Origin of the sequence: Sphingopyxis sp. GW247-27LB (genome assembly GCF_002277025.1) — a bacterium.
Classification (GTDB): Bacteria; Pseudomonadota; Alphaproteobacteria; order Sphingomonadales; family Sphingomonadaceae; genus Sphingopyxis.
In genome coordinates this window covers 589276-611644 of sequence record NZ_NIWD01000002.1, presented here as the reverse complement: position 1 = coordinate 611644, position 22369 = coordinate 589276, and the positions used below count along the sequence as shown (strand labels likewise).

The 22369-nt window shown below is 67.1% G+C and carries 18 protein-coding genes; 7 read left to right on the top strand and 11 right to left on the bottom strand.

Annotated elements, in window-relative coordinates; all coding sequences use genetic code 11:
* Positions 1-129: 129 nt before the first annotated feature.
* Both mce and CD928_RS02970 read right to left on the bottom strand, forming a co-directional pair.
* The gene (mce, locus tag CD928_RS02980) at positions 130-573 is read right to left on the bottom strand and encodes a methylmalonyl-CoA epimerase (RefSeq protein WP_095384595.1); all 444 of its coding nucleotides are present in this window, start codon (positions 571-573) and stop codon (positions 130-132) included.
* 335 nt (positions 574-908) lie between these two features.
* The gene (locus tag CD928_RS02970) at positions 909-2441 is read right to left on the bottom strand and encodes an acyl-CoA carboxylase subunit beta (RefSeq protein ID WP_095384590.1); all 1533 of its coding nucleotides are present in this window, start codon (positions 2439-2441) and stop codon (positions 909-911) included.
* A 210-nt stretch (positions 2442-2651) separates the two neighbouring features.
* Between CD928_RS02970 and CD928_RS02965 the strand changes: the two genes are divergently transcribed.
* Positions 2652-4061 carry a short-chain fatty acyl-CoA regulator family protein gene (locus CD928_RS02965; RefSeq protein ID WP_095384587.1) on the top strand — a complete coding sequence of 470 codons (1410 nt, stop codon included), beginning with the start codon at positions 2652-2654 and terminating at the stop codon, positions 4059-4061.
* A gap of 39 nt (positions 4062-4100) precedes the next feature.
* On the opposite strand, the gene gor is transcribed toward CD928_RS02965, so the two are convergent.
* Positions 4101-5447 carry a glutathione-disulfide reductase gene (gor, locus tag CD928_RS02960; RefSeq protein ID WP_095385229.1) on the bottom strand — a complete coding sequence of 449 codons (1347 nt, stop codon included), beginning with the start codon at positions 5445-5447 and terminating at the stop codon, positions 4101-4103.
* 107 nt (positions 5448-5554) lie between these two features.
* Positions 5555-7060: a glucose-6-phosphate isomerase gene (gene pgi / locus CD928_RS02955; RefSeq protein WP_095384585.1), complete on the bottom strand. Its 1506-nt coding sequence runs from the start codon at positions 7058-7060 to the stop codon at positions 5555-5557.
* A 265-nt stretch (positions 7061-7325) separates the two neighbouring features.
* Here pgi and lepB point away from each other — a divergent pair, with 265 nt between their 5' ends.
* From lepB to CD928_RS02935, 4 genes are read left to right on the top strand one after another with little or no spacing between them, the layout of a single operon-like run.
* Positions 7326-8144, top strand: a complete 819-nt coding sequence (lepB, locus tag CD928_RS02950) for a signal peptidase I (RefSeq protein ID WP_095385226.1) — start codon at positions 7326-7328, stop codon at positions 8142-8144.
* Positions 8141-8824 carry a ribonuclease III gene (gene rnc / locus CD928_RS02945; RefSeq protein WP_095384582.1) on the top strand — a complete coding sequence of 228 codons (684 nt, stop codon included), beginning with the start codon at positions 8141-8143 and terminating at the stop codon, positions 8822-8824. The genes lepB and rnc overlap by 4 nt, the downstream gene beginning before the upstream one ends.
* On the top strand, positions 8821-9714 hold the full coding sequence (era, locus tag CD928_RS02940; protein ID WP_095384579.1) for a GTPase Era: 894 nt from the start codon (positions 8821-8823) through the stop codon (positions 9712-9714). The genes rnc and era overlap by 4 nt, the downstream gene beginning before the upstream one ends.
* Positions 9715-9722: 8 nt before the next feature.
* Entirely contained in the window at positions 9723-10067 is a 345-nt protein-coding gene (locus CD928_RS02935; protein ID WP_141237066.1) for a hypothetical protein, read from the top strand.
* On the opposite strand, the gene CD928_RS02930 is transcribed toward CD928_RS02935, so the two are convergent.
* The 6 genes from CD928_RS02930 to plsY form a co-directional block, all read right to left on the bottom strand.
* Complete coding sequence (locus CD928_RS02930; protein ID WP_176473419.1) at positions 10064-11188, bottom strand: alpha/beta hydrolase; 1125 nt, start codon at positions 11186-11188, stop codon at positions 10064-10066. The genes CD928_RS02935 and CD928_RS02930 overlap by 4 nt on opposite strands.
* Positions 11189-11276: 88 nt before the next feature.
* Positions 11277-13844, bottom strand: coding sequence for a type I DNA topoisomerase (topA, locus tag CD928_RS02925; RefSeq protein WP_095384570.1), 2568 nt, complete (start codon positions 13842-13844; stop codon positions 11277-11279).
* Positions 13845-13941: 97 nt separating this feature from the next.
* The gene (locus CD928_RS02920) at positions 13942-14934 is read right to left on the bottom strand and encodes a hypothetical protein (RefSeq protein WP_095384567.1); all 993 of its coding nucleotides are present in this window, start codon (positions 14932-14934) and stop codon (positions 13942-13944) included.
* Between the two features lie 113 nt (positions 14935-15047).
* Positions 15048-16613, bottom strand: coding sequence for a vWA domain-containing protein (locus CD928_RS02915; protein ID WP_255247022.1), 1566 nt, complete (start codon positions 16611-16613; stop codon positions 15048-15050).
* 107 nt (positions 16614-16720) lie between these two features.
* Positions 16721-17806, bottom strand: coding sequence for a DNA-processing protein DprA (gene dprA, locus CD928_RS02910; RefSeq protein WP_095384564.1), 1086 nt, complete (start codon positions 17804-17806; stop codon positions 16721-16723).
* Entirely contained in the window at positions 17803-18405 is a 603-nt protein-coding gene (gene plsY / locus CD928_RS02905) for a glycerol-3-phosphate 1-O-acyltransferase PlsY (RefSeq protein WP_095384561.1), read from the bottom strand. Before plsY ends, dprA begins: the two co-directional genes overlap by 4 nt.
* A 231-nt stretch (positions 18406-18636) precedes the next feature.
* On the opposite strand from plsY, the gene murI reads away from it, so the two are divergent.
* Positions 18637-19443: a glutamate racemase gene (gene murI / locus CD928_RS02900; protein ID WP_095384558.1), complete on the top strand. Its 807-nt coding sequence runs from the start codon at positions 18637-18639 to the stop codon at positions 19441-19443.
* Between the two features lie 114 nt (positions 19444-19557).
* Entirely contained in the window at positions 19558-20778 is a 1221-nt protein-coding gene (gene hemA / locus CD928_RS02895; protein ID WP_095384555.1) for a 5-aminolevulinate synthase, read from the top strand.
* Between the two features lie 10 nt (positions 20779-20788).
* Here hemA and CD928_RS02890 read toward each other — a convergent pair whose 3' ends face one another.
* The gene (locus CD928_RS02890; RefSeq protein WP_095384552.1) at positions 20789-22318 is read right to left on the bottom strand and encodes a DUF1570 domain-containing protein; all 1530 of its coding nucleotides are present in this window, start codon (positions 22316-22318) and stop codon (positions 20789-20791) included.
* Between the last annotated feature and the right edge of the window lie 51 nt (positions 22319-22369).

Sequence of the window (22369 nt, the reverse complement as noted above, 5' to 3'; positions counted from 1 at the left end):
GTTGAAGCTGGGTGAGGGGTTGCGGTTCGCAGAACCGCGCGAGCTTCGCTCGCCACCCCTCATCCAAGTCCGGCTAGTTCGCTTCGCTCACAAGCCTCCCTATCCTTCTCCCGCAAGGGGAGAAGGTTCTTAGTGCGCGCCCTTCGGCGTCTCCATGATCTCGGTCAGCACCCCGCCCATGTCGCGCGGATGGACGAAGAAGATCAGCGTCCCGTGCGCCCCGATCCGCGGCTCCCCGAGCACGCGCTTGCCCAGCGCCTCGAACGCGGCCTTGGCGGCATGAATATCGGGAACTTCGTAACACATGTGATGCTGCCCGCCCGCCGGGTTCTTCTCGAGGAAACCCGCGATCGAGGTGTTGCCAGGCAGCGGCTCGACCAGTTCGATCTGCGTGCCATTGAGCGCCCCGTCGGCGCCCGGCGTGTCGACGAAGCACACTTTGACGCCCTGATCGGGCAGATCGAACGGCTCGTGGATCGTCGTCGCACCCATCACGTCGCGATAGAAGACGATGCTGTCGGCGATCGACGGCGTCGCGACACCGATGTGGTTGAGGCGGCCCAATTTAGTCATATGTCATACTCTTCCTGGAAATGCCGTACCTAGTGTAAACAACAGATCCGTTCTCAGCTTCGCAGAACTGTACGAATGCCCGCGTCCGTTTTGGGTTTTCTGGCAATTCCCATGCGCCGCATCCCACGCCTCTATTTTTCAACTCAAAGCCTGAGGCCCTCATCTCCTTGGCCATCAGCGCCCTATCGTGCGAAAGAAAATCGAGCCGGTCACCAAATGCTTCGAGAAGTTCGGGGTTTTGCGTATCGCTAGCGATAAGCTGCGAAATGGGAACCGTCTCCTTCTGGCCGCATCCAGCCAAAGCGGAAAGCGCGAGGAGCAGCAACCCTGCCATACTATAGCGGGATATTATCATGCTTCTTCCAAGGATTTTCGAGCTGCTTGTTCCGCAGCTTCCGCAGCCCCAGCGCAATCCGTTTCCGCGTATTGTGCGGGTGGATGACCTCGTCGATATAGCCGCGCGACGCCGCGACGAAGGGGTTGGCGAAGCGGTCCTCATATTCCTTCGTGCGCTGCGCGATCTTTTCGGGGTCGCCGATGTCGGCGCGGAAGATGATCTCAACCGCGCCCTTGGCGCCCATCACCGCGATCTCGGCGGTCGGCCAGGCATAGTTCAGGTCGCCGCGCAGATGCTTCGACGCCATCACGTCGTAGGCGCCGCCATAGGCCTTGCGCGTGATGACCGTGATCTTGGGCACCGTCGCCTCGGCATAGGCGAAGAGCAGCTTCGCGCCATGCTTGATGATGCCGTTATATTCCTGCGCGGTGCCGGGCAGGAAGCCGGGGACGTCGACGAAGGTGACAATCGGAATCTCGAACGCGTCGCAGAAGCGGACGAAGCGCGCCGCCTTCTTCGACGAATTGATGTCGAGCACCCCTGCGAGCACCAGCGGCTGGTTCGCGACGATACCGATCGTCCGCCCCTCAATGCGCCCGAAACCGCAGATGATGTTGCCCGCGTGCGCCGGCTGCACCTCGAAGAAATCGCCTTCGTCGACCGTCTTGCGGATCAGCTCGTGCATGTCATAGGGCTGGTTCGCCGACGGCGGGATCAGCGTATCGAGGCTTTCCTCGGCGCGGTCATAGGGATCGCTCGTCGGGCGCACCGGCACGCCGCTGCGGTTGTTTTCGGGCAGATAGTCGAAGAAGTCGCGTGCCGCGAGCAGCGCTTCGATGTCATTCTCGAACGCGAGATCGGCGACCGAGCTTTTGGTCGTGTGCGTGATCGCGCCGCCGAGTTCCTCCTGCGTCACCACCTCGTTGGTGACGGTTTTGACCACGTCAGGCCCGGTGACGAACATGTAGCTCGAATCCTTCACCATGAAGATGAAGTCGGTCATCGCGGGCGAGTAAACCGCGCCGCCGGCGCAGGGTCCCATGATCAGGCTGATCTGCGGCACCACGCCCGAGGCGAGCACGTTGCGCTGAAACACATCGGCATAGCCACCGAGCGACGCGACGCCCTCCTGGATACGCGCGCCACCGCTGTCGTTGAGGCCGATGACCGGCGCGCCGACGAGCAGCGCCTTGTCCATGACCTTGCAGATCTTCTCGGCATGGCGCTTCGACAGCGAGCCGCCGAAAACGGTGAAATCCTGGCTGAAGACATAGACGAGACGGCCGTTGATCGTGCCAGACCCGGTGACGACGCCGTCACCGGGCACCTTCTGATCCTCCATCCCGAAATCGACGCAATCATGCTCGACATAGGTGTCGAGCTCCTCGAACGAGCCTTCGTCGAGCAGCACCTCGAGCCGCTCGCGCGCGCTGAGCTTGCCCTTGGCGTGCTGCGCGTCGATGCGCTTTTGTCCGCCCCCCAGCGCGGCGGCGGCGCGGCGGCGTTCCATTTCGGCGATATTGGCGGACATGCGGCTCTCCGGTTGATCTTGAAATTGCCGTCTGCCCTCGCATCGGCAATCATGCAAATGTGAATTTGCAAAATTGCAAACTATGAATTTGCAAAGTAAGAGCCCTTCTATCCGTTCGCCCTGAGCTTGTCGAAGGGCCGTTCTTCCTTGCTCGAAGACAAGGACGGTGCTTCGACAAGCTCAGCACGAGCGGAATATGAGAGGGCGCTTGTGACCCGCCAACGCATCTTCGCCGGTAGCCGCCTCCGCCAGCTCCGCCACGACCGCAGCCTCAAGCAGGCCGAGTTCGCGGCGACGATCGGCATCTCCACCTCCTACCTCAGCCAGATCGAGCATGACGACCGCCCGCTGACCCCGGCGCTGCTCGACCGGCTGCAACGGCTCTTCCCGCTCGAATGGGAAGAGGTCGCCGCCGACGCGGGCGACCGGCGCGCCGGTGCGCTGCGCGAGGCGGCGGCCGATCCTCTGTTCGCCGCCGCCCCGATCGCGCCCGAGCAGCTCGAACGCGCCGCGCTCCAGCAGCCGCAGCTCGCCGACCAGTTCGTCGCGCTCCACGCCGCCTATCGCCGCGCCGGCCAGCGGCTCCAGATCATCGACGAGGCGCTGACCGGCGGCACCGCCGAGGGAAGCCGCCTGCCGTGGGAGGAGGTGCGCGACTGGTTCCACGACGCGGGCAATTACGTCGACAGTATCGACCGCGCGGCGGAAGAGCTGGCGAAAGGCCTGCGCGGCAGCGCCCCCTCCCCCGCCGTCGAGGCGATCGAGCGGCGGCTGCGCGAGGCGCTCGGCATCTCGATCGTCTATCAGCAGTCGCAGACCTTGCGCGATTTCGACGCGACGATGCGCCATCTGGTGATCGACCCGTCGCAGCCGCCCGAAAGCCGCCGATTCCAGCTCGCGCACCAGCTTGCCGCGCTGGCATTGGCAAACGAGATCGCGGCGGTGGTCGAGGCCTCGCCGCTCCGCACCGCCGCGGCGCGCCAGCTTCTCCACGTCGGGCTCGCCAACTATGCCGCTGGCGCGGTGCTGATGCCCTACGCGCCCTTCCGCGCCAGCGCGCGCGCGGTGCGCCACGACATCGACCGGCTGCGCCTCGACTATGGGGTCAGCTTCGAACAGGCGTGCCATCGCCTCTCGACGCTCCAGCGTCCCGGAGCGCGCGGCATCCCGATGTTCTTCTGCCGCGTCGACATGGCGGGCAACATCACCAAGCGCCACAGCGCGACGCGGCTGCAATTCGCGCGCTTCGGCGGCGCCTGTCCGCTGTGGATCGTCCACGAAGCCGCGGCGATCCCCGACCGCATCCTGTTCCAGCTTGCCGAGACCCCCGACGGCCTGCGCTATGTGTCGATGGCGAAAGGGCTGGTGAAGCCGTCGGGAAGCTATGCGCGAAGCCCACGGCGCTACGCCGTCGCGCTGGGATGCGAGGCGCAATATGCGGGCGATTTCGTCTATGCCGACGGGGTCGACATCGACGCCCCGCAAGCGGCGGCGCGCATCGGCCCATCGTGCCGCATCTGCCCGCGCGACGATTGCGACCAGCGCGCCTTTCCGCCGAGCGATCGGCCGATATTGGTGGACCCGGATCGGCGCGATGTGGTGCCGTATCGAATTGGATAAAAAAACCGTCGCCCCCGCGAAGGCGGGGGCGACGAAGGGCTATTTCAGCAACACCAGCTCTTCGGCCATGCTGGGATGCAGCGCGACCGTCGCGTCGAAATCGGCCTTGGTCAGCCCCGCCTTCACCGCAACTGCAGCCGCCTGCAAGATTTCGGGCGCATCGGGGCCGATCATGTGAAGGCCGACGACCTGGTCGGTCGCCTCGTTGACCACCATCTTGTAGAGCGCGCGCTCGTTGCGGCCCGCGAGGACATTCTTCATCGCGCGGAAATCGCTCGTGTAGACGCGGATCGTCCCCAGCTTGTTGCGCGCCTCGGCCTCGGTCATCCCGACCGCGCCAATCGGCGGATGGCTGAACACCGCGCTCGGCACGTTGACATAATCGACGACAGTCGGCTTGCCGCCGAACACCGAGTCCGCGAACGCCTGCCCCTCACGGATCGCGACGGGGGTGAGCTGGATGCGATTGGTGACGTCGCCGACCGCGTAGATGCTCAGCACCGACGACTGGTTGGTCTCGTCGACCTTCACCGCGCCGTGCGCGTCGAGCTCCACCCCGACCTCCTCGAGCCCCAGCCCCCCGGTGTTGGGCACCCGGCCGGTCGCCACCAGCACCGCGTCGGCGGGGATCGGCTCGCAATTGCCCAAGTGGACGAGCAGCGAGCCGTCGTCCTGCTTCTCGATCGACTGGAAGGGCGCGTTGAAGCGGAATTCGATGCCCTTGGTCATCGAAATCTGGAGCAGCCGGTCGCGGATCTGCTCGTCATAGCCGCGCAATATCGCGTCGCCGCGGTTGACGATCGTGACCTTGCTGCCGAATTCGTTGAAAATGCCGGCGAATTCGTTGGCGATATAGCCGCCGCCCGCGATGACAACGCGCTTCGGCAGCGCGTCGAGGTGGAAAACCTCGTTCGAGGTGATCGCATGCTCGCTGCCCGGAAAGTCCGGCACGAAGGGCCAGCCGCCGGTCGCGATCAGGATGCGCTCTGCGGTCAGTTCCTTCCCGTCGGCGAGGCGGACCTTCTGCGGGCCGATCACCGTCGCGCGCGTCTTGAAGACGGTGACCTTGTGATTGTCGAGCGTCTGGCCGTAGAGGCCTTCGAGCCGCGTCACCTCCGCCAGGACATTGTCGCGCAGCCGCGCCCAGTCGAAGCGGCAGTCGGGCACGTCCCAGCCGAACTGGCGGGCATCGTGCAGATCCTCGGCGAAATGCGCGCCATAGACGAGAAGTTTCTTGGGAACGCAGCCGCGGATGACGCAGGTGCCGCCGACCCGATGCTCCTCCGCCACCGCGACGCGCGCGCCGTGCGAGGCGGCGACGCGGCTGGCGCGCACGCCGCCCGAGCCGGCGCCGATGACGAACAGATCATAGTCGAACTTGGACATGAGAGACCCCTGCAGCATGGCGGGCTGTCGTTCGCAGCCGCGGCCTATGTGGTTACGCGGGGACGCGATGCCAATCGATTTTTGCGGTCAGAGCGAATGGAGGAGCCTCAATCCCCCAGCGCCGCCGCCATCAGCGCCTGCGTCGCGGCGTCGAACTCCACCGTTCCTTCGGCGAGGCCCTTCGCCATTTCCTTGCCCAGTTCGACCCCGAACTGATCGAACGGATTGATCCCGAGGAGCACGGCGTTGGCGAAGACGCGATGCTCGTAGAAGGCGATCAGCGCGCCGAGGCTGCGCGGGTTGACCTGGTCGAGCAGGATCGTCGTCGAGGGACGATTGCCCGGATAATGGCGCGCGCCGTCCTCGCTCGCCCGTCCCGCCATCAGCGCCGCGCCCTGCGCGATGCAATTGGCGACCAGTGTTTCGTGATGCGCGTCGTCGAGCAGATGGTCGGGCTCGCGCGCGACGACAAACTCGACCGGGGTCAGGTGGGTGCCCTGATGGAGAAGCTGGAATACCGCGTGCTGCGCGTCGGTGCCGACCCCGCCCCAGGTGATCGGCGCGCTCTCGCGGCCGAGCGGGGCACCGTCCAGCGTCACCGACTTGCCGTTCGATTCCATTTCGAGCTGCTGGAGATAATCGGGGAGCAGCCGCAGCCGCTCATCATAGGCGAAGACCGCGCGCGTCTGGCAATCGAGCCGGTTCGCGTAAAGCTGATCAACGAAGGCCGCGAGCAGGCCGATATTGTCGGCGCCTTCGGCGAGTCGGAAATGGCGGTCCATCTCGGCCGCGCCCTCCAGCAGGTCGGCGAAGGCGTCCCAGCCGAGCGCGAGCGCGGCGGGAAAGCCGATCGACGACCAGAGCGAATAGCGCCCGCCGACGGTCTCGCTGAACGGCAGGATACGCGTCTCGTCGATCCCCCATTCGATCGCGCGCTCGGGCATCGCGGTCAACGCGATGAAGCGGCCGAGCGCATCCTCGACACCGCCCTCTTCGAGCCATTGCAGCGCCGAGGCGGCGTTGAGCAGGGTCTCGGTCGTCGTGAAGGTCTTCGACGCGACAGCGACGAGCGTATGCTCGGGGCTGAACCTGGCGAAGGCCTCGCTCAGCGCCGCGCCGTCGACGTTCGACACCACCGCGACGTCATAGCGGCTGCCGTGGCGGCCGAGCGCGTCGACGAGCAGGTCGGGGCCGAGCGCCGACCCGCCGATGCCGATATGGAGCAGGTGGCGGATCTCTCCGAACGCACCCGCCTCGATCGCGTCGACGAGCATCCGCATCCGCTGGTGCAGCATCTGCGCGCGGTGCACCGGGTCCGGCGCGCCCTCGCCGCGCTCGGCGCTATGCTCGGCGGCGCGGTCTTCGGTCGGGTTGGCGATGCCGCCCGAAAAGAGCGTCTTGCGCCGGCCCGCGAAATCCTGTGCCTGGGCGAGGTCGGAGAGGATGGCGATCGCCGCCTCGTCGAGGTGGGTCTTGGCGAAATCGAAGCGGATATCGGCGACATTGCGCACCAGCGCCTGAAGCCGGATTTCGGGGTCGGCCGCGACCAGATCGGTGAGGGTTTGCGGTTGCCAGTCGGCAAGCGCCTGCCAGGCATTAGCGGCGGTGGTCATCGGATTTCCTCTGATTTCCGTTCGTGTCGAGCGAAGTCGAGATACCCATCGGGATGGCGCAAGGCCGATGGGTGTCTCGACTTCGCTCGATGCGAACGGGGTTGAAATGCGGGCTCCTCCATAAGCCAGCCGCCAAGCCCATGCCAGCGTCATCCGCCGATATTCGCTTGACGTGCAGACCTATTCGTCGCCAATGCGCGGCATGACCGACGCCAGCGTTACCGCCGATAACTCGCCCGCCACCGACCCCAAAGCGACGCCGCCGATGTCGGCGAAGGAAGAGGCCGTCGACACCGTCCGCTTTCTCGCGCTGCTCGCGGTCGCGGTGCTGATCTTCCGCAGCTTTTTCCTGTCGCCCTTCAACATTCCCTCGGAATCGATGCAGCCGCGGCTGCTGATCGGCGACTATCTGCTCGTCAACAAGATGGCCTATGGCTATTCGAAATACAGCCTGCCGTTCAGCGTGCCGCTGATCCCCGGCCATATCCTTGCGCGCATGCCCGAGCGCGGCGACGTCGTCGTGTTCAAGGCGCCGCCGCAGAACAAGGACGACTGGATCAAGCGCGTGATCGGCCTGCCCGGCGACACCATCCAGGTGCGCGACGGCATCGTCTGGATCAACGGCAAGCCGCTGAAGCGCGAGCCGATGGCCGATTTCGTCATCCCCGTGACCCCCAACATGATCGAGGCGGCGCGCGCGAACAATTCGCTGCCCTGCTACGAGGTGCAGTTCGAGGAGATCGGCGCCAACGGTCAGCGCCAGTGCCGCTACAAAAGGTTCAAGGAAACCATGCCGAACGGCAAGAGCTATGCGGTGCTCGACATCGTCGACTTGCCGGTCGACAACACCACGCCCTACACGGTGCCCGAAGGAAGCGTCTTCCTGATGGGCGACAACCGCGATCGCAGCGCCGACAGCCGCGTGCCGATGGAGGAAGGCGGGCTCGGCGGCGCGGTTCCCCAGAAGAATCTCGTCGGCCATGCCCTCGTCGGCATGTTCTCGACCGACGGGTCGGCGAGCTGGATCAACCCGATCAGCTGGTTCACCGCGGCGCGCTGGGACCGGATTGGGGACGGCTTTTGAGCGGCGGCGCATCCGCCGAGACGATCGCCACCCTTACCGGCGCCACCCCCCGCGACCTCGCCCTCTATCACGAGGCGCTGACCCACGGCAGCAGCGGCGCGGGCGACTATCAGCGGCTCGAATTCCTCGGCGACCGCGTGCTCGGCCTCGTCATCGCGTCCGAGCTCTTCCGCCGCTTCCCCAAGGCGGCAGAGGGCGAGCTGTCGTCGCGCCTCCACGCGCTCGCGTCGGGCGAGGCCTGCGCGCGCATCGCGCAGGGGCTCGACCTCAACGCCCATGTCCGCTTCGGCGCCCAGGCGATCGGCGATGGCGGGCGGCAGAGCGACAATATCGCCGCCGACGTGGTCGAGGCGCTCATCGGCGCGCTGTGGCTCGACCTGGGCGAAGAGGCGGCGCGCGCCTTCATCATCCGCCACTGGGGCGACATGATCGAGGGACAGGCCGCGGCGCCCAAGCACCCGAAGGCGGCGCTTCAGGAATGGGCGCTCGCCCGCAAGCGACGCCCGCCCGAATATCGCCTCGTCCGCCGCGAGGGCCCCGACCATGCGCCGCGCTTCCGCGTCGCGGTGAGCCTCGGCAAGCTCGCCGAGGCCGAGGGCGAAGGCGCCTCGAAACAGGCGGCCGAAAAGGACGCCGCCGCGGCGCTGCTCGCCCGGCTGACGGAGGAAGACACGAAATGACCCAGCGCTGCGGTTTCGTCGCGGTCGTCGGCGCGCCCAACGCGGGCAAGTCGACCCTCGTCAACGCGCTCGTCGGCCAGAAGGTCGCGATCGTCAGCCCCAAGGCGCAGACCACGCGCACGCGGCTGATGGGCGTCGCGATGGCAGGCGACGCGCAGATCATCCTGATCGACACGCCAGGCATCTTCGCGCCGACCCGCCGGCTCGACCGCGCGATGGTGGCGGCCGCCTGGGGCAGCCTCGAGGAGGCCGAGGCGATCCTCGTCATGGTCGACGCCGCCGCCAAGCTGACGGGCCGCGTCGAGCGCGTGCTCGAAGGCGTCGCGAACCGGCCCGAGAAGAAATATCTGATCCTGAACAAGGTCGACCTGACCAAGAAGGACAAGCTCCTGACCATCGCGACCGAGCTCAACGCCAAGGTCGCGTTCGACGAGACCTTCTTCATCGCCGCGAGCAGCGGCGACGGCGTACCCGAACTCAAGGCCCACCTCGCCGCGCTGATGCCCGAGGGGCCGTGGCATTTCCCCGAGGACGAGGTCAGCGACGCGCCCGAGCGCATGCTCGCGGCCGAGATCACCCGCGAACAGCTTTACCGCCAGCTCCACGAGGAGCTGCCCTACCAGTCGACGGTCGAGACCGAGCTGTTCAAGACGCGCCCCGACGGCAGCGCCGAAATCCACCAGCAGATCTTCGTCGCGCGCGACAACCAGCGCGCGATCGTGCTCGGCAAGGGCGGCAGCCGCATCAAGGAAATCGGCGCCCGCGCCCGCGCCGAGCTCGCCGAACTGATGGGCCGAAAGGTCCACCTGTTCCTGTACGTCAAGGTCAAGGAAAATTGGGACGAGGATCGCGGCGTCTATCGCGACATGGGGCTCGACTGGGTCGATTGATCGAAGCCATGACGCGCGACCCCTTCGACAGCCCCGCCGATCGCATTGGCGCTGCCCTACGGCAATGGGGAGTCTATCTTGTCGTTGGAACCGCGCTTTTGCTGTTCGTTCTCGGAGGACTGTTTGCGACGGCAGGCAAGGATCATTTGATCAGCGGAACGGTGGTTCGCATCGAACAGACCGGCACGAAGCAATTGACTGCCCGGGCAATCGTGCGCCTCGATGATGGTCAGGTCACAGTCGACTTGCCGTCGAAGACCAACTGCCGCACCGGCTCGACGATCAAGCTGATACGCCGAGACAATATGGTGGGCAGGAGCTTCCGCGCGGCTCTTGCGGCCTGCGCAAACTAAATCCGCCGGCAGTCGTTCGGCGGCGGGTCGCCGTCGAAGCGGGCGGTGATCCAGCCGATCGTCTCGGCGGCGCTGTCGCGGGCGCTCGTGCCATGGTCGCCGGTCATGTCGATCCAGCGCAGCGGCGTCCCGCGTTTGCAGACCGCTTTCGCGAACTTGCGCGTCACCGCGGGCGCGACGATCGTGTCCTTGCCGCTCTGCGCGATCAGCAGCGGGCCGGGCACGCGCGCCGGATCGACGCTGTTGGTGCGCGCGAAAGCGCCGAAGGGCTCGATCTTCGCGATATCCTTGCTGCGCGTCGCACGGGCGATCGTCAGGATGCCGAGGATCGTGCCGAGCTTGGGCTTCTTGTTGAAGCTGACGCAGTTGTTTTCGGCGAGGCGGTGGATGATGCCCTGATTGGTGCGGTTGGCGACGCCATCGAGCGAGAAGCCGTAGAGCGTCGACCAGCTATGGAGCGCGAAGGAGAGCAGCAGCGCGCGCGCATTCTTGTCGCTGCCTTCGCGTAGATTGGCGGCGAGGTCGGTCGGCGGCGCGGCGGCGGCGGTGCCGACGAGCGTCAGGTCGGGGGCATAGGAGCGCGCGGCTGTCGCGGTCCACAGCGCCGCATGACCGCCCTGCGATTCGCCCCAGACGGCAAAGCGGCTGCCCGCCGCCGCGCCCGGGATCTCGCGCGCCGCGCGCACCGCGTCGAGCACCGATTGCGCGGTGTCCGGCCCGACCAGAAAGGGGTGCATCGTCGGGCTGGCGAGACCGATATAGTCGGGGGCGACCACGACATAGCCCGCGCGAACCGCCTCCATTCCCGCCGTATAATCGAAGAAATGGGGGCTGAGCGACGGCGCGCACTTTTCCGCGACGCCCCAGGCGCCGTGCGTCCAGGCGATCACCCGGCGCGGGCGCGGCGGGATCGCCTCCATCGGCGCCGCGACGATGCCCGTGACCGCGAAGCGCGTGCCGGCGCCATTGGTCGTCCAATATTGCACCCGCCACGCCTGCACGCCCGGCGGCGCGTCGGTCATGGGCGCGGCGGAGATCAGGTAACGCGATGGCTGCGCGGCGGCGGGCAACGCGAATGCGGACAGGATGGCAAGCAGGACGGCGGCAAGCAAGCGGTGCATGGGCATGTCTCCCCGATGCGTCGAGGCTAACATGTTTATATACCAGCGTCATCCCGGCTATCGCCGGGATGACGCCATGCCTGCGCCACTATTCCTTGGGCGCTGCCTTCTTCTTCGCCGGCGCCTTCTTCGCAGCGGCTTTTTTCTTCGGCGCCGCCTTCTTCTTGCCCTTGGCCGGTCCCTTGGCGGCGCGGGCGTCGATCAGCGCGACGGCTTCCTCGGCGGTCAGCGTCGCCGGGTCGGCCGTCTTGGGCAGCGTCGCGTTGGTCGTACCGTCGGTCACGTAAGGACCGAAGCGCCCTTCCATCAGCTTCATCTCGCCGCCGCTCGTGGGGTGCGGACCGAAGGTCTGGAGCGGCTCGACCTTGGCGCGCCCGCGGCCGCCGCCATTGGCGGCGTCGGCGATCCGCGCGACCGCGGCATTCATGCCGATCTCGAAGATTTCGGCGGTGCCGGTCAGCTTCGCATATTTGCCGTCGTGGAGCAGATAGGGGCCATAGCGCCCCAGCCCCGCGACGATCGGCTTGCCGCTTTCGGGATGTGCCCCGACGTCGCGCGGCAGGCTGAGGAGCCGCAACGCGTAATCGAGGTCGAAATCCTCGGCCGGGATGTCCTTGGGGATCGACGAGCGCTTCGCCTCCTTCCCCTCGCCGAGCTGGATATAGGGGCCGAAGCGCCCACTGCGCTTCGTCACCTCAAGCCCGCTTCCGGGGTCGGTGCCGAGCGTCTCGGGGCCGCTGTCGCCGCCATTCTCCGCCCCGCCCGGCTGCGCGAACTTGCGCGTATATTTGCAGTCGGGATAATTGCTGCACGCGATGAACGGCCCGAAACGCCCGCCGCGCAGCGCGAGCCGTCCGGTGCCGCAATTGGGGCAGAGCCGGGGATCGCTGCCGTCGCCCTTGTCGGGGAAGAGATAGGGGCCGAGGAACTCGTCGAGCGCCGCGGTGATCTCCGACGGCTTCTGCTCCATCACTTCGCCGGTGCGCGGCTTGAAGTCGCGCCAGAAGCGGTCGAGCACCGCCTGCCATTGCGCGCGGCCGCCCGACACGTCGTCGAGCTCCTCCTCGAGCTCGGCGGTGAAGTCATAGCCGACGTAGCGGGTGAAGAAGCGTTCGAGGAAGGCGGTGAGCAGCCGCCCGCTCTCCTCCGGAATGAAGCGGTTCTTTTCAACCGTCACATAGGCGCGGTCCTTGAGCACCTGGAGGATCGAGGCATAGGTCGACGGGCGTCCGATGCCGAGTTCCTCCATCTTCTTGACGAGGCTCGCCTCCGAATAGCGCGGCGGCGGCTGTGTCTCGTGCTTCTCGACCTCGACCCCGGTCTTGGCGGGCGCGTCGCCCTTCGCCATCGCGGGGAGCAGGCGCGCGTCGTCATCGTCGCCCCCCTCCCGGGAGGGAGAAGCGCCCTCGTCGCGGCCTTCGTCGTAGAGCGCGAGGAAGCCGGGGAATTTCACCACCTGTCCGGTCGCGCGCAGCATCGTCTTGCCGGTGCCGTCGCTAAGGTCGACGCTGGTGCGTTCGAGCCGCGCCGAGGCCATCTGGCTCGCGAGCGCGCGCTTCCAGACCAGATCGTAGAGGCGGGCATGGTCGCCGCTGCCGGCCTTGTCCTTCGAAAAATCGGTGGGGCGAATCGCCTCGTGCGCTTCCTGCGCATTTTTCGCCTTGGTCTGATATTGGCGCGGCTTGTCGGGGACGTAGCCGCCGTCGTAGCGGTCGGCGATCGCGCGGCGCGCGGCGCTGATCGCGCTGCCGTCCATCTGGACGCCGTCGGTTCGCATATAGGTGATCGCGCCGTCCTCGTAGAGATTTTGCGCGATCCGCATCGTGTGGCTTGCCGAGAAGCCCAATTTGCGCGCCGCCTCCTGCTGCAGGGTCGAGGTCGTGAAGGGCGGCGGCGGGTTGCGGGTCAGCGGCTTAGTCTCGACCGCGTCGACGGTGAAATGGCCCGCCTTCACATCGGCTTCGGCGGCGCGCGCGTCGGCTTCGGTGCCGATCGACAGCCGTTCGATCTTGTCGCCGCGCCAGCGCGCGAGGCGCGCCTTGAAGGGCGTCCCCGCCATCTCGAACAAGCCCGTGACCGACCAATATTGCTGCGCGACGAAGGCTTCGATCTCGCGCTCGCGCTCGACCACCAGGCGCAGCGCGACCGACTGGACGCGGCCCGCCGACTTGGCGCCCGGCAGCTTGCGCCACAGCACCGGCGACAGGGTGAAACCGACCAGATAGTCGAGCGCGCGGCGAGCGCGATACGCATCGATCAGATCGTCGTCGAGCCCGCGCGGATGCGCCATCGCGTCGGTGACCGCCTGCTTGGTGATCGCGTTGAAGGTGACGCGCTCGACCGAGGCCGGCAGCGCCTTCTTGCTGCGCAGCAATTCCTGCACATGCCAGCTGATCGCCTCGCCCTCGCGATCGGGGTCGGTCGCGAGAATCAGGCGGTCGGCCTGCTTCGCGGCGTCCGAAATCTCCTTCAGCCGCTTCGCCTTGTCGGGGTAGAGCTGCCACTGCATCGCGAAGCCGTCGTCGGGGTCGACCGAGCCGTCCTTGGGCGGCAGGTCGCGGACGTGGCCATAGGACGCCAGCACCTTGAAATCGCGACCCAGATACTTCTCGATCGTCTTCGCCTTGGCGGGCGATTCCACAATCACCAATTGCATTGAAAATTCGTTCCCCGATTACTCTCACGTACACGCGCGAGGGTGGCGGGCGCTCCGGCCCTCCGTCAAGCGGATTTAGGGAGCACCCACGCCGGGGTCAACGGAGCGCGCTCAACCTCCCGACCAGCATCTGGTTTGCCAGGCTCGCGGCCTTCGCGGCGCCCTCCTCGTAATTGCCGGGCTTGGCGGTGAAGGCGAACTTGCGCGTCTTGCCGAAGCGCAGCCCGCCGAATCCCATCACCGCGGCTACCCCGCCCGCAACGTTCGCACCCGATTGCAGCACCTTGTCGGTTCCACTCGTCGCATCGCTCTTTTCGATGAACTCGCCCTCGACCGCGACCGGCGCCTTCACCGTGATCACCGACTGCTTGCCGTTCTGCGCGATCAGCGTGACGCGCGAATAATCGGCGCTGACCGACAGCGCGCTGTTCACCTGAAGTCCGCCGAAGCTGAAGGCGCCGGGACGCTTCTGCTGCGAAAAGTCGATCAGATAGACCACGTCGATCACGCCGACCCCTGACGCCTTCGCATAGTTGGTGAAGGCCATGCTCGCCTGCCCCGCCGCCATGTTGATGCCGATGCTGCTCATCCCCGAACCCTGGAAATCACCCGGCACCATCAGCAGCGAAGGCAGCGCGCCCGGCTTGAAATAGGTCGCCTTGCCCTTGCTCCCCTTTTCGAGCGCGATGTTGATGTCGAGCGGCGCTTCCTGCGACTTGGTCTTGGCAAGCGCGGTGTGGCCGAACAGGTCGGCGGCGGGATGCACCGCGTAGCCCCCCGCGCTGAGCTGGTTGACGAAATCGGTGTAGGCGGCGTCGGTGATCGCCTGCATCATCGCGGGCGTGACGCCGACGAGCTCGCTTTTCGCCTTGGTCGTGCCGCCGAACGCGCCCATCAACCCGCCGCTCGCCGCGGTGCGGTCGATCGATTCAAAGATGAAGCCGACATTGAACGCGCCGATGGTGACGGCGGTGACGCCCTTCGCATTCGCCGGCCCCGATATCTTGACCGGTTCCTGGTCCTTGGCAAAGGCGGCGACAGGCTGGATCAGCAGCGCCGCGAACGCGGCCGCCGACAGTAATTTCTTCATGGGTCTTACCTCCGACCCCTCACCCCGCCAGTCGACCCCACCGACCGAAGAGAGAGGCTAATCGAAGCAACCCACGGCCCTCGCATCGGTCAGATGCGCGGGCGAGTCAATCCTTACTGACCGTCCCAGCGAAAGCCCGAGGGCAGGATACATTTGCCCGCGTCATATTGGCCGACGCGGCGGATGACCTCCTGATCCTCGGGCTCGATGCGGCGGCCGCTGATCTGGCTGTCGATCACGCGGCGGACGAGCGCGTCGAGCCTTGTGACGAGGTAGCAGTCGATCGCCGGCGGCGCGTGGGGATTGCCGACGCCGCTGTCGTCGGTCAGGAACAGGTAGCGCGACTGGGTCGCCGCCGCCATCGCGCGCATCGCATATTCGGCTTCGTCGGCGACGCCCGACGCCGCGACCGGGGTGATGTGGATGCGCTTGGCGCGCGCCGCCTCGGCCGCGGCCCAGGTCCGCCCGAACAGGTCGTCATGCGGCGGCGCGTCGGCGACGAGCAGCAGCGACTTGACCGCATCGGGGCGCCAGTCCTGCCCGACCGCGCGGATCAGCGCCTGATCCATCGCCTCGGGATAGTCGCCGCCGCCGTTCGCGTCCTGCCGCGCGAGCGCGCCCTGCGCGCGACCGATGTCGCGGTCGAAGGCGACGGTCCGCGTGACGTAATCGTCGCCGAGGTCACGGTAGAAGACGAAGCCGACACGGATGTCGAGGTCGCGGTGCTTCTCGGTGATCGCGGCGATGATCGAGCGCAGTTCGGCCTGCAGATAGGCGATCTCGTCGCCCATGCTGCCCGTGGTGTCGACGACCAGCATCAGGTCGAGCTTCATCGCGCGCGTCGCCATCTGGTTCGCGGTCAGCCCGACGAGCTGCGCGCCCGGCGCATCGGCGACGAGCACGGGCCGCGCGTCGGCGATCGCGCGCCCGGCCTTGCGCGCCGACACGGTGATCCGCTCGCTCAGCCGGTCGAGGCCGGGAAAGAAGACGACGCTCCCGTCGGTTTGCGTCGCGAGGGTGATGCTGTTGCCGTCGCTGCACGTCACGGTCACGTCGGCGAAGGGGATCGGCTGGCCGTTGCGGTCGTTCACCTTCACGGTCACCACCCGCATCGTGTCGACGCGCGGCAGGGCGCGGATTTTCTGGCCGAGGTCGCTGCGGTTGACATAGGCGGCGTAGAGTTCGGGGTTGAGCAGATCGTCATGCTCGCCCGCGGTCAGGATGCCCGACTGCGGTTGCGGCTGGGGCCGCGGGCGCGGCGGATAGGGTCGCATGGTCGGGCTGGTGCGCCCGGCATCGTCCGCCGACGATCCCGCATCGGCGGAAGGCGGGGCGGCCGGCGTGGCCTCCGCCGAGGATTCGGCGACGCGCGATCCCGTGACCACGACATCCTTCGCGCTCTCGGCAGGCGCGGCGAGAACGGGGGGTGGAGGCGGCGGTGGGGCCGGTGGAGGAGGAGGTGCAGATTCATACACGACATCGCGATCGCGTCCGCCACCCCCGCGCTCCTGTTGCTGCGGACGCGCTTCGGGCCCGAGCCCGGGCAAGGGGTCGGCGGTGCGGCAGAAGCCCTGGTGCGTCCCGGCGGGTTGCGTTTGCGCCATCGCGACGGGGATCGGCGCGGGGGCGGAGGCGAGCAGCGCCGCCATCGTCACGCCCGTCAGAAACCGGCTTCGCATCGAACATCTCCCCGCATGTGATACAATATCATCAGCCTGTCGACCAGCCGCTGAACCGTGGCTGAACCGCGACGAACGCTTCGATTGTCATGGCTGGCGCGCGGCGATCAAGCCAAAGAAACCTTGGCCCCCGCGTGGCGCTCGACGCGGCCCGCCAGTTCGAGCTCGAGCAGGATGAGCTGGATGGTCGCCGACGGCTGCCCCGACTGGCGGACCAGCTCGTCGACCGCGATCGGGGTGGGGCCGAGCAGTTCGGCGACAGCGCGTCGGTCGCCGTCGCCGGCATCGAGCACCGGCGACGCCGCGCCATAGGAGCGCACCGGCTCGCGGACCATACGCCGGTCGATCGGGCCGATCGCCTCCAGAACGTCTTCGACCGTCTGGATCAGCGTCGCGCCCTCGCGGATCAGCAGGTTGCAGCCCTGCGCGCGCGGGTCGATCGGCGACCCCGGCACCGCCATCACCTCGCGCCCATAGTCGCCGGCGCGGCGCGCGGTGATCAGCGAGCCCGACCGCGGCGCCGCCTCGATCACCACCGTTCCCTGCGCGAGCCCGGCGATGATCCGGTTGCGCGTCGGGAAATGCCGCGCGAGCGGCTCGGTTCCCGGCGGCTGTTCGGCGATCAGCAGTTGGTCGGTCGCGATCTTTTCCTGCAGCGCGGCGTTCCCGGTCGGAAAGGCGACGTCGATCCCGCTCGCGATCACCGCCGCGGTGCTCCCGCCGAGCGCGCCGACATGCGCGGCGGTGTCGACCCCGCGCGCGAGGCCGCTGACGACCGTGACGCCGTTCGCCGCCAGGTCCGCGGCGAGCTGCCGCGCGAAGCGGCAGGCTGCGGCCGACGCGTTGCGCGCGCCGACGATCGCGGCGCAGGGGCGGTGCAGCATCGCGGCATCGCCGCGTACGATGAGGACCGGCGGCGCGCCCTCGACCTCGCGCAGCAGCGGTGAATAGTCGGACTCGTCGCAGAAGACATGCCGCGCGCCGAGGTCGGACACGCGCGCGAATTCGCGTTCGGCGACCTCGGCGGAAGCGAGCCGCACCTTGCCCCCGCCGCCGCGCAGCGCGAGGTCGGGCAAGGCGTCGAGCGCCGCCTCGCCCGAACCGAAACGCTGCATCAGTTGGTGCCAGCTCACCGGCCCGACGTGCGGCGTGCGGATCAGGCGCAGCCGCGCCAGCCGCTCGGCAGGCGTCATGCGGCGTCCTTCTTGCGCCCGACGCGCGGTTCGGTCCCGGCGCGCAGGCGGGCGATATTCTCGCGGTGGCGCCACAGCACGACGATGGCGAGCCCCGCCAGCCCGATCGCATAGACCGGATAGCCGAGCGCCAGCGCCGCGATCGGCGCCGAGACCGCGCCCGCCATGCCGCCGAGCGACGAGATGCGTATGAGCGCGACGACGTCGATCCACAGGAGCGCGAAGATGGCGCCGATCGGCCATGCCAGCGCGAGCGACAGGCCGAGCATGGTCGCCACGCCCTTGCCCCCGCGGAACTTGAGCCAGACGGGGTAGCAATGGCCGATCATCGCCGCCGCGCCGGCGATCATCGCGCCCTGATCGCCCAGTTCGGGCAGAAAATGCCGCGCGAGCAGCACCGCGACCGCGCCCTTGGCGCCGTCGAGGACCAGCGTCGCCGCCGCCAGGCTCTTGCGCCCGGTGCGCAGCACGTTGGTCGCGCCGATGTTGCCCGACCCGATCTGCCGCAGGTCGCCTGCCCCGAAGGCGCGCGTCAGCAGGATGCCGAAAGGGATCGAACCGAGCAGGTAGCTCGCGGCGATCAGCAAAAATATCGTCATGAAACCCCCTGCTCCGTTCGGCTGCAATGTGACGATGTTGGGCGATGCAATCAACGGATTCGAGACGGATGATCACCAGAATGGATAAATGGACCAAAAGTCGCCCCCGCGCGAGCGGGGGCCGTTTGCGGTTTATCCGACATCGCTGCGCAAGGCCGAAAGCGGCCCCCGCCTTCGCGGGGGCGACGGGAGTGGATTGAGCGCTGCCCCGCCGCCTGCTAACCGGCGCGGATGACCACGCCCTCCCCCGACGCCCCGATCCTCTTCTTCGACAGCGGCCTCGGCGGACTGACCGTATTGGGGCCGACGCGCGCGCTGCTGCCGACCGCGCCGATCGTTTATGCCGCCGACTATGCCGGCCTGCCCTATGGCAAGAAGAGCGACGAGGAACTCGCCGCGCGCGTCCCGGCGCTGCTCGGGCGGCTGGTCGAGCGCTATCAGCCGCGGCTTGCGGTGATCGCCTGCAACACCGCCTCGACGATCGCGCTTCCGCACGTCCGCGCCGCGCTCGACCTGCCGATCGTCGGCACGGTGCCCGCGATCAAGCCCGCGGCGGAAAGGACGAAAACCGGGGTCATCGGCGTGCTCGGCACCGAAGCGACGGTGCGCCAGCCCTATGTCGACGATCTGAGCGCGCGCTTCGCCGCCGGCAAGACGGTGCTGCGCCATGGCAGCCCCGGCCTCGTCACCGCAGCGGAAGCGAAATTGCACGGCCAGTCCGTCGATCCGGACGCCGTCCGGAACGCCATCGCGGGGCTGCGCGACCAGCCCGGGGGCGACGCGATCGACGTCATCGTCCTCGCCTGCACCCACTTCCCGCTGCTGCAGGAGGAGTTGCAGGCGGTCGTCGGCCCGCACGTCGCGCTGATCGACGGCGCGGCGGGCATCGCGCGGCGCATCGCGCATCTGACCGAAGGCCAGCCCTGGCCCGCCGAGGCGCGGCCCGGCATCGCCGCCTTCACGCACAGCGACGTCCATCCGCTGCCGCCGCTCGCGGCGCTCGCGCCCTATGGCATCGGGCGCATTGAGACAATTTGACCCACCCATTGCGAATCGTTCGCACTGGATTTCGGCGGATTTTGGCGTTATCGCCCCGCCAAACATCGTCGCCGGAGGGGGCGGCGCACGCCGACCAACCCGCGGGGCTGCATAGTGAACTACAACGATATTTTCGCCCGGGCCATCGACCGCCTTCACGAGGAAGGCCGGTATCGCGTCTTCATCGACATCCTGCGCAACAAGGGCGCCTTCCCCAATGCGCGCTGCTTTGCGGGGCATAACGGGCCGAAGCCGATCACCGTCTGGTGCTCGAACGACTATCTGTCGATGGGCCAGCACCCGAAGGTCGTCGCGGCGATGGAAGAGGCGCTGCACGACGTCGGCGCGGGCGCCGGCGGCACGCGCAACATTGCGGGCAACACCCATTATCACATCGATCTTGAGGCCGAGCTTGCCGACCTGCACGGCAAGGAAGGCGCGCTGCTCTTCACCTCGGGCTATATCTCGAACGAGGCGACGCTCGGCACGCTGGGCAAGCTGCTGCCGAACTGCATCATCTATTCGGACGAGCTCAACCACGCCTCGATGATCGCGGGCATCCGCAATTCGGGCTGCGAAAAGCGCGTGTGGCGGCACAATGACCTCGACCATCTCGAGGAACTGCTCGCCGCCGACGATCCCGAGGCCGCGAAGCTGATCGCCTTCGAAAGCGTCTATTCGATGGATGGCGACATCGCGCCGATCCACCCGATCTGCGACCTCGCCGAGAAGTATAACGCGCTGACCTATTGCGACGAGGTTCATGCCGTCGGCATGTACGGCCCGCGCGGCGGCGGCATCACCGACCGCGACGAAGCGGCGCACCGCGTCGACATCATCGAGGGAACGCTGGGCAAGGCGTTCGGCGTGATGGGCGGCTATATCGCCGCGGACAAGAATATCATCGACGTGATCCGCTCCTACGCGCCCGGCTTCATCTTCACCACCAGCCTGTCGCCGGTGCTCGTCGCGGGCGTGCTCGCGAGCGTGCGCCACCTCAAGCAGTCGAGCGTCGAGCGCGACGCGCAGCAGGCTGCCGCCGCCTATCTCAAGCAGAGCTTCCGCGACGCGGGGCTGCCGGTGATGAACTCGACGACGCATATCGTCCCGCTGATGGTCGGCGACCCGGTGCGTGCGAAGAAGATCAGCGACATCCTGCTCGCCGAATATGGCGTCTATGTGCAGCCGATCAATTTCCCGACCGTCCCGCGCGGCACCGAACGCCTGCGCTTCACGCCGGGACCGACGCACGACGAAGCGATGATGCGCGACCTCACCGCGGCGCTGGTCGAGATCTGGGACCGGCTGGAGCTGGAACTTCAGAAAGCGGCGTGAGGGCCGGCGCCTATTCGCCGGTCTCGTTCCACTTCGCCTTGTCCATCGCCGCGAGAATTGTCTCGGGCGCCGCCTTTTCGTCGAGCAGCTTGGTGATTTCCGAAACCGATTCGTCCGTCGTGCCATGGGCGCTGAACAGGACGGGCGCTAGCACCTTGCGCGCGAGCGCGAGGTCGTTTTCCACCACCAGCTGGCGGCCGACACGCAGCCGAATCTCGGGAGCCTGCGGCACGAGCACGATGGCGCGCATGATCGCGGTCACCGCCCCCTTGCTCGGCTTTTCACCGGCGCGCGCGAAACTGTCGTAATACAGCACCAGCGGCAGCGCGAAATTGGGATCGGCATGGTTCGCCTTGATGAACCACGAGCGCGCGTCGGCCCAGTCCTCGGCCTTCTTGCTTTCGGTCGCCCGGCGCGCGATCACGCGCCCCTTGTAAACCATCGCCACCGCCAGATTGGGATCGATCGCGAGCGCGCGGTCGGCCGCCGCCTCGGATTCGGCGTTATTCTTCGCATCGAACTCGATCTCCGCCATCGTCCGCTGGACGAAAGCGTCGTTCGGGTAGCGCGCGGCGACGGGCCGGGCGTCGGCCACGAGTTCGACCGCCATCTTCGGGTCGACGCCGCGCGCCGACCGGATACGATAGGGCATGATCGCCGCCGCGCCGGGGGCGAGCGCGCTCACCTCGATCTTTCCGGTCGACAGCTCGTCGGCGGGGACGGTGAACACCTTCATCCCGCGCGTACGGCGGTAACGTTCCAGATCCTGGTCGAGCTTGCCGAGATCGCCAAAGGCCTCCTCGGCCGCCTTTTCCCAAGGCTTGCCGTTGTTGAGAAGGCTGACATAGCGGACGAGCTGGCCCGGCCGGTCGCCGCCGAGCAGCAGATAGTGCGTCAGCAGCCAGCCCGAAGCATAGAGTTGGCCGACATCGTAACGCGACAGCTTGTTCATGTCGGAGGCGAGCAGTTCGGAGGCCCGCATCCGGCTGAACGCCGTCAGCGCATAGGAGCGGTCGTTGTTGGGTAGACCCACGGTGACGCTGCCGTCGTTGTTGAGACGCGTGACCATGAAGAATTCGGCCATGCCTTCGGACAGCCAGCGCGGATAGAATTCGGTGCTGCTGCTCAGCAGCATATGGTGCGCATATTCGTGGAACATGATCGTCTGCGCCGACAGGTCGCTATCGACCATCTTTTCGGGCATGAAGGCGCGCGAGCCCTCGAACGAAGGGACATAGAAGCCCGCGACATCCTTTGCCCCCGGCCCCGCGAGTTTCCGGAGTTCGCTGAGTCCGGGAAGGAGATAGACGGTGACGCGATTGTGGTTCGCGCCCTCGATCTCCTTCTGCCCCGTGATCAGGCGCAGCGCGCTGTCATAGCGTTCGAGCCGCTGCGAATAGGTGCGAATCTGGCTTTCGCCGATATCGCCATAGACCAGAAAATGGGCGCTGCTCGCCTGATGCCATTCGGCGCGCGCGGGCGTGGCGGCCAGGCAGAGGACGGAAAGCAGGAACAGAAAGATATGGTGATAACGCGGCATGATTCCCCCCGGTAATCGATGGAGGTGATCCTAGCGTCCACCGGGTCGATT

What these genes read in the sequence shown, in the direction of transcription:
- mce (WP_095384595.1), bottom strand. Translation starts at nt 573, where the DNA reads ATGACTAAATTGGGCCGCCTCAACCACATCGGTGTCGCGACGCCGTCG.
- CD928_RS02970 (WP_095384590.1), bottom strand. Translation starts at nt 2,441, where the DNA reads ATGTCCGCCAATATCGCCGAAATGGAACGCCGCCGCGCCGCCGCCGCG.
- gor (WP_095385229.1), bottom strand. Translation starts at nt 5,447, where the DNA reads ATGTCCAAGTTCGACTATGATCTGTTCGTCATCGGCGCCGGCTCGGGC.
- pgi (WP_095384585.1), bottom strand. Translation starts at nt 7,060, where the DNA reads ATGACCACCGCCGCTAATGCCTGGCAGGCGCTTGCCGACTGGCAACCG.
- lepB (WP_095385226.1), top strand. Translation starts at nt 7,326, where the DNA reads ATGTCGGCGAAGGAAGAGGCCGTCGACACCGTCCGCTTTCTCGCGCTG.
- era (WP_095384579.1), top strand. Translation starts at nt 8,821, where the DNA reads ATGACCCAGCGCTGCGGTTTCGTCGCGGTCGTCGGCGCGCCCAACGCG.
- CD928_RS02935 (WP_141237066.1), top strand. Translation starts at nt 9,723, where the DNA reads ATGACGCGCGACCCCTTCGACAGCCCCGCCGATCGCATTGGCGCTGCC.
- CD928_RS02930 (WP_176473419.1), bottom strand. Translation starts at nt 11,188, where the DNA reads ATGCACCGCTTGCTTGCCGCCGTCCTGCTTGCCATCCTGTCCGCATTC.
- topA (WP_095384570.1), bottom strand. Translation starts at nt 13,844, where the DNA reads ATGCAATTGGTGATTGTGGAATCGCCCGCCAAGGCGAAGACGATCGAG.
- CD928_RS02920 (WP_095384567.1), bottom strand. Translation starts at nt 14,934, where the DNA reads ATGAAGAAATTACTGTCGGCGGCCGCGTTCGCGGCGCTGCTGATCCAG.
- CD928_RS02915 (WP_255247022.1), bottom strand. Translation starts at nt 16,613, where the DNA reads ATGCGAAGCCGGTTTCTGACGGGCGTGACGATGGCGGCGCTGCTCGCC.
- dprA (WP_095384564.1), bottom strand. Translation starts at nt 17,806, where the DNA reads ATGACGCCTGCCGAGCGGCTGGCGCGGCTGCGCCTGATCCGCACGCCG.
- plsY (WP_095384561.1), bottom strand. Translation starts at nt 18,405, where the DNA reads ATGACGATATTTTTGCTGATCGCCGCGAGCTACCTGCTCGGTTCGATC.
- murI (WP_095384558.1), top strand. Translation starts at nt 18,637, where the DNA reads ATGACCACGCCCTCCCCCGACGCCCCGATCCTCTTCTTCGACAGCGGC.
- CD928_RS02890 (WP_095384552.1), bottom strand. Translation starts at nt 22,318, where the DNA reads ATGCCGCGTTATCACCATATCTTTCTGTTCCTGCTTTCCGTCCTCTGC.